Annotated in this window: 3 protein-coding genes; all 3 read left to right on the top strand. The window is 71.5% G+C overall.

Annotated elements, in window-relative coordinates:
• A partial coding sequence (locus tag JS521_RS33045; protein WP_239488170.1) for an endo-alpha-N-acetylgalactosaminidase family protein occupies positions 1-3,843 on the top strand: 3,843 nt, incomplete at its 5' end.
• Positions 3,844-4,103: 260 nt separating this feature from the next.
• The gene (locus tag JS521_RS33040) at positions 4,104-5,687 is read left to right on the top strand and encodes an acyl-CoA carboxylase subunit beta (protein WP_205086583.1); all 1,584 of its coding nucleotides are present in this window, start codon (positions 4,104-4,106) and stop codon (positions 5,685-5,687) included.
• A gap of 69 nt (positions 5,688-5,756) precedes the next feature.
• On the top strand, positions 5,757-5,960 hold the full coding sequence (locus tag JS521_RS33035) for an acyl-CoA carboxylase subunit epsilon (RefSeq protein WP_205086582.1): 204 nt from the start codon (positions 5,757-5,759) through the stop codon (positions 5,958-5,960).
• The last annotated feature ends 143 nt before the right edge of the window (positions 5,961-6,103 follow it).

Raw genomic sequence — 6,103 nt, 5'->3', positions numbered from 1 at the left:
ACGCTCGCCGGCCGCCGTCTCGGCCGCAAGGACGCCACCGCCGCCGGGGCCGCCGCCGCCCCCGCCCCCCCGCCCCACGCCCCGGCCGGAGAGGCCGAGGCCGACGGGTCTGCCGTCATCCGGTCCGACCGGCTGAGCGTCGCCGTCGCCGACGACTTCCCGCGCGTCCTGTCGTACACCGACCGGGCGAGCGGCGAGCAGCTGCTCGGCTCCACCCGGCCGGTCACCGCCGTCACCCTCAACGGGACCGCCCACCCGGTGAAGCTCAAGGGCAAGCCGAAGGTCACCGGCTCCGCCGCCCGCTACACCCTCGCCTTCGACTCCCTCCCGGGCGTCGAGATCGACGCCTCGCTCACCGTCTCCGGGCGGGCCACCACCTTCAAGGTGACCGCCGTCCGCGACACGTCCGCCTTCCGGGTCGGGACCATCGACATCCCCGGCCACGACCTGATCTCGGTCGGGTCCGCCGAGGCGGGGGCCGCCACCGCGTTCACGAAGCTCGACCCGGACTCCACCCGCACCGCCGACGTCTTCGCGAAGGTCACCGCGGAGACGAAGCCCGACTCCGCGCCGGTCGGGGCCAGTTACGCGATCCTCAACACCGGCTCCCTGGCCGCCGCGATCGAGTCCAACTCCTCGTACGACAAGCCCGCCGGGGCCACCGGCGGCGACGACGCCCGCTTCTGGCACCAGGCGCGCACCGAGGAGGGCGGCGGCGTCCGGGTCGGCGCCTGGTCCGGCCAGTGGACCTACCGGGGCGAGGGCGCGCCGAAGCCCGAGAGCGGCGAGAACCTGCCGTGGGCCAAGGTCGTCGTCACCCCGGACGCCAACGGGGACAAGGCCGTCGACTGGCAGGACGGAGCCATCGCCTTCCGCTCCATCGGCGTCACCGCGCCCGGCAGCGAGGACACCGCGAAGCGGGTCGTCACCCATATCCCGTTCAACTTCGCCAGCCAGGCCACCCACCCCTTCCTGCGCACCCTGGACGACGTCAAGCGGATCTCGAAGGCGACGGACGGCCTCGGCCAGCTCGCCGTCCTCAAGGGGTACGGCTCCGAGGGCCACGACTCCGCCCACCCGGACTACGGCGGCAACTACAACAAGCGGGCCGGCGGGCTGAAGGACCTCAACACCCTGCTCAAGGACGGCGGGAAGTGGGGCGCGGACTTCGGCGTCCACGTCAACGCCACCGAGTCCTACCCGGAGGCCAAGGCCTTCTCCGAGCAGCTCGTCGACAAGACCAAGCCCGGCTGGAACTGGCTCAACCAGAGCTACTACATCGACCAGCGCCGCGACATCAACAGCGGCGACCTGGCCAAGCGCTTCCAGCAGCTGCGCGACGAGACCGACAAGAACCTCGACTTCCTCTACATCGACGTCTACTACAGCCACGGCTGGATCGCCGACAAGACCATCCAGGCTGTGCAGAAGCAGGGCTGGACGGTCGGCACCGAGTGGGCCGACAAGTTCGAACGCGCCTCGCTCTGGTCGCACTGGGCGAATGACCTCAACTACGGCGGGGCCACCAACAAGGGCCTGAACTCGCAGATCATCCGGTTCATCCGCAACGGTGAGAAGGACATCTGGAACAACCACCCGGTCCTCGGCCAGAGCGCCCTGGAGGACTTCGAGGGCTGGACCGGAGAGACCGACTGGAACGCCTTCACCGCCAACATCTGGCAGAAGAACCTCCCCGCCAAGTACCTCCAGCAGCAGAAGATCACCCGCTGGGACGGCAACGACATCACCTTCACCGGCGGGGTGCGCGGCACGGTCGAGGACGGCGAGCGGACCTTCTACGACCAGGGCCGCAAGGTGCTCAGCGGCACCGACTACCTGCTCCCGTGGGACGGCGGCAAGAAGCTGTACCACTACAGCGAGACCGGCGGCACCAGCACCTGGGAGGTGCCCGGCAAGGGCGCGTACACGCTCTACGAGCTGACCGACAACGGCCGCGAGAAGGTCTCCACCGTCCGCCCCTCCGGCGGCAGGATCACCCTGACCGCCACCGCCGGACAGGCCTACGTCCTCTACCCCGACCGCGCGCCGAAGGAGAGCGCTGCCGACTGGGGCAAGGGGACCGGCCTCACGGACCCCGGCTTCAACGACCGGGACCTGAAGGGCTGGGCGAAGACCGGCACGGCCGTCCGCGACACCGACGACCAGGGCCGCAACAGCGCCGAACTCTCGGGTACGGCCACGGCCTCGCTCTCCCAGACGGTCACCGGCCTCAAGCCCGGCAAGCGCTACACCGCCTCCGCCCTGATCGAGGTCGAGCCCGGCGCGAGCCGGCGTACGGTGCTCAGCGCCGGCGGGAAGTCGGTCGCCGTCGAGCGCTCCACGGCCGAGGACTTCGTCGCCGCCTCCGACTGGCACGGCACCTCCTTCCAGCGCGCCAAGGTGAACTTCACCGCCCCGGCGAACGGCCGTACCACCCTGCGCGTCGAGGCCGCGGCCGGCTCCGCGGCGAAGGTCCGCGCCGATGACGTACGGATCGTCGAGAACGCCCCCGCCACCCGGCAGGGCACCGTGGCGTACGAGGACTTCGAGGCCGTCGACCAGGGCTGGGGCCCCTTCCTCAAGGGCAACGCGGGCGGCTCCACCGACCCCCGCACCCACATCTCCCAGCGGAACGCCCCGTACACCCAGGCCGGGTGGAACGGGAAGCTGATCGACGACGTGCTCGGCGGGAAGGAGTCCCTCAAGTCCCACGAGGAGAACACCGGGCTCGTCTACCGCACCGCCCCCTGGACCGTCCCCATGAAGGACGGCCACCGGTACAAGGTCGAGTTCGCCTACCAGTCCAGCCACGCCGGCGCCTACAGCTGGGTCGAGGGCTACGACCGGGTCGCCGGCGGCAAGGCCGCCTCGACCGAGACCCGGGCCACCCCGATCGGGCAGCAGCGCACCACCGGACAGTTCAGCCGGACGCTCACCGCGGGCTGCGGCGACACCTGGACCGGGCTGCGCAAGCTCCCCGGAGCACCCGAGGGCGCGGACTTCGTGCTCGACGGCTTCACCGTCACCGACCTGGGCCCCGCCCCGGCCGGCGAGGAGGCCGTCTGCGGCACCCTCGGCGTGGCCGCCGACGCCGAGACCCTGGAGCCCGGGGCCCCGAACACCGTGAAGGCGACCTTCGGCAACGACGAGGCGACCGCCGCCACCGATGTGAAGCTCGCGCTGACCGTGCCCGAGGGCTGGCAGGCCGAGCCGGCGGGCCCCGTCGCCTTCGACACGGTCGCCCCGGGCGCGAAGGTCACCGGAAGCTGGCGGGTCACCCCGCCGGTGGACGCGCCCTACGACACGTACGCGCTGGAGGCGAAGGCCACGTACGCCCTCCAGGGAGCCGGGCGCACGCTCGGCGCGGGAACCTCCGTCCGGACGCTCCCGCCGCCGCCCACGAAGGACAGCTGGGCCGGCGACCTGGACTGGACCGCCTCGCAGAACGGCTGGGGCCCGGTCGAGCGCAACCAGTCGAACGGCGAGGCCGGGGCCGGGGACGGCGGGCCGCTGAAGATCGGCGGCGTCGCCTACGACCAGGGCCTGGGCACGCACGCCCCGGCGAAGATCCGCTACTACCTGGGCGGGAAGTGCACCTCCTTCACCGCCGAGGTGGGGGTCGACGACGTCCAGACGAACCGGGGGAGTGTGCGGTTCTCGGTCACCGCCGACGGTACGGAGAAGGTGGCGTCGCCCGCACTGGGGGCGGCCGACCCCGCCTGGAAGCTCACCGCCGACGTCACCGGTGCGAAGTACGTCGAGCTGATCGTCCAGGACGGCGGCGACGGCAACGGCAACGACCACGCCGATTGGGGCGACGCCCGTTTCCACTGCGGAGGCTGACCACCCGCCGCACCGTTTCCCGGGCGCGGCGGACCGAGGCGGTCCGTGCTGCGCCATACTGAGGGGGCCTTCGGGCCCCCTCAGGGGCGTGTGGCCCACCGCACTCCCCCGGTTGTGGAATCTCCACAACCGGAAGCGGCGTTTCGCTGGTGGATCGCCTGCACCGCTCCATGGTTCTGTTCACTCCCACCACGAAACCGGGCAGGAGACTGTACGGAGTCGACGGCGAGATTCTGGGTCGGGGTTCGTAGGGTCGATGCATGACCGTTGTGGACGAAACCCAGGGTGAGCCGACCGACGCCCGTGGCCGGGTGGCCGAACTGCTGGCCCTGCGCGAGCAGGCGCGGCGCGGACCGAGCGAGCGGGCGACCGAGGCGCAGCACGCCAAGGGGAAGCTGACCGCCCGGGAGCGGATCGAGCTGCTGCTGGACGCGGGTTCGTTCAAGGAGGTCGAGCAGCTGCGGCGGCACCGGGCCACCGGGTTCGGGCTGGAGGCGAAGAAGCCGTACACCGACGGTGTGATCACCGGGTGGGGGACGGTCGAGGGCCGGACGGTCTTCGTGTACGCGCACGACTTCCGGATCTTCGGCGGGGCGCTGGGCGAGGCCCATGCCACGAAGATCCACAAGATCATGGACATGGCCATCTCGGCCGGTGCGCCGCTGGTGTCGCTGAACGACGGGGCCGGGGCCCGTATCCAGGAGGGCGTCTCGGCGCTCGCCGGTTACGGCGGCATCTTCCAGCGCAACACGCGTGCTTCCGGGGTGATCCCGCAGATCAGTGTGATGCTCGGCCCGTGCGCGGGTGGCGCGGCCTACAGTCCGGCGCTGACCGACTTCGTGTTCATGGTCCGTGAGACCTCGCAGATGTTCATCACCGGACCGGACGTCGTGAAGGCGGTCACCGGCGAGGAGATCACGCAGAACGGCCTCGGCGGCGCGGACGTGCACGCCGAGACCTCCGGCGTCGCGCACTTCGCGTACGACGACGAGGAGACCTGCATCGCCGAGGTCCGCTACCTCATCGGGATGCTCCCCTCCAACAACCGCGAGAACCCGCCGACCGTGGAGAGCGACGACCCCGCCGACCGGCGCGGCGACGCGCTGCTCGACCTCGTCCCGGCGGACGGCAACCGCCCGTACGACATGCACAAGGTGATCGAGGAGCTCGTCGACGACGGCGACTACCTGGAGATTCACGAGCGCTGGGCCCGCAACATCATCTGCGCCATGGCCCGCCTGGACGGCCAGGTCGTCGGCATCGTCGCCAACCAGCCGCAGGCGCTGGCCGGGGTCCTCGACATCGAGGCGTCCGAGAAGGCCGCGCGCTTCGTGCAGATGTGCGACGCCTTCAACATCCCGATCATCACCCTTCTGGACGTCCCCGGCTTCCTGCCCGGCGTCGACCAGGAGCACGGTGGGATCATCCGCCACGGCGCGAAGCTCCTCTACGCCTACTGCAACGCCACCGTGCCGCGGATCTCGCTGATCCTGCGGAAGGCCTACGGAGGCGCGTACATCGTCATGGACAGCCAGTCCATCGGGGCCGACCTCACCTACGCCTGGCCCACCAACGAGATCGCGGTGATGGGCGCCGAGGGCGCGGCCAACGTCATCTTCCGCCGTCAGATCGCCGACGCCGAGGACCCCGAAGCCATGCGCGCCCGCATGGTCAAGGAGTACAAGGCCGAGCTGATGCACCCCTACTACGCGGCCGAGCGCGGCCTGGTCGACGACGTGATCGACCCCGCCGAGACCCGCGAGGTGCTCATCGCCTCGCTCGCCATGCTCCGCAACAAGCACGCCGACCTGCCGTCCCGCAAGCACGGCAACCCCCCGCAGTAGCCGTCCCGCAGCGGCGCGATCCGCCGCACGGTCCACGACAGACTGCCGAGAAGACGGAGACATCCCGCCATGAGCCTCACCCCCGCCGAGTCCGTCCTGCGCGTCGAGAAGGGCCACGCCGCCCCCGAGGAGCTGGCGGCCATCACCGCCGTCCTGATGGCCCGTGCCGCAGCCCAGCCGCCCGTCGCTGCCCACCGGGGCCGTGACACCGCCGGCTGGCGCCGCCTGGAGCGCACGCCGGGCTTCCGCGCCCCGCACAGCTGGCAGGGCTGACCGGCCCCAGACGTTACGAGAAGGGCCCCCCCCCCCCCGGGGGGGGGGGGGGGGGGGGGGGGGGGGGCCCGGCGGGGGGCACAACGCCACGGGGCCAGAAAAACAGGAGGAGCCACGGGGAGTAGCGGCCGGATGGGGGCCCC

The sequence above is a fragment of the Streptomyces durocortorensis genome (assembly GCF_016901035.1).
In the GTDB taxonomy this organism is placed as follows: Bacteria; Actinomycetota; Actinomycetes; order Streptomycetales; family Streptomycetaceae; genus Streptomyces; species Streptomyces durocortorensis.
This window is presented reverse-complemented; position numbering and strand designations above follow the sequence as displayed.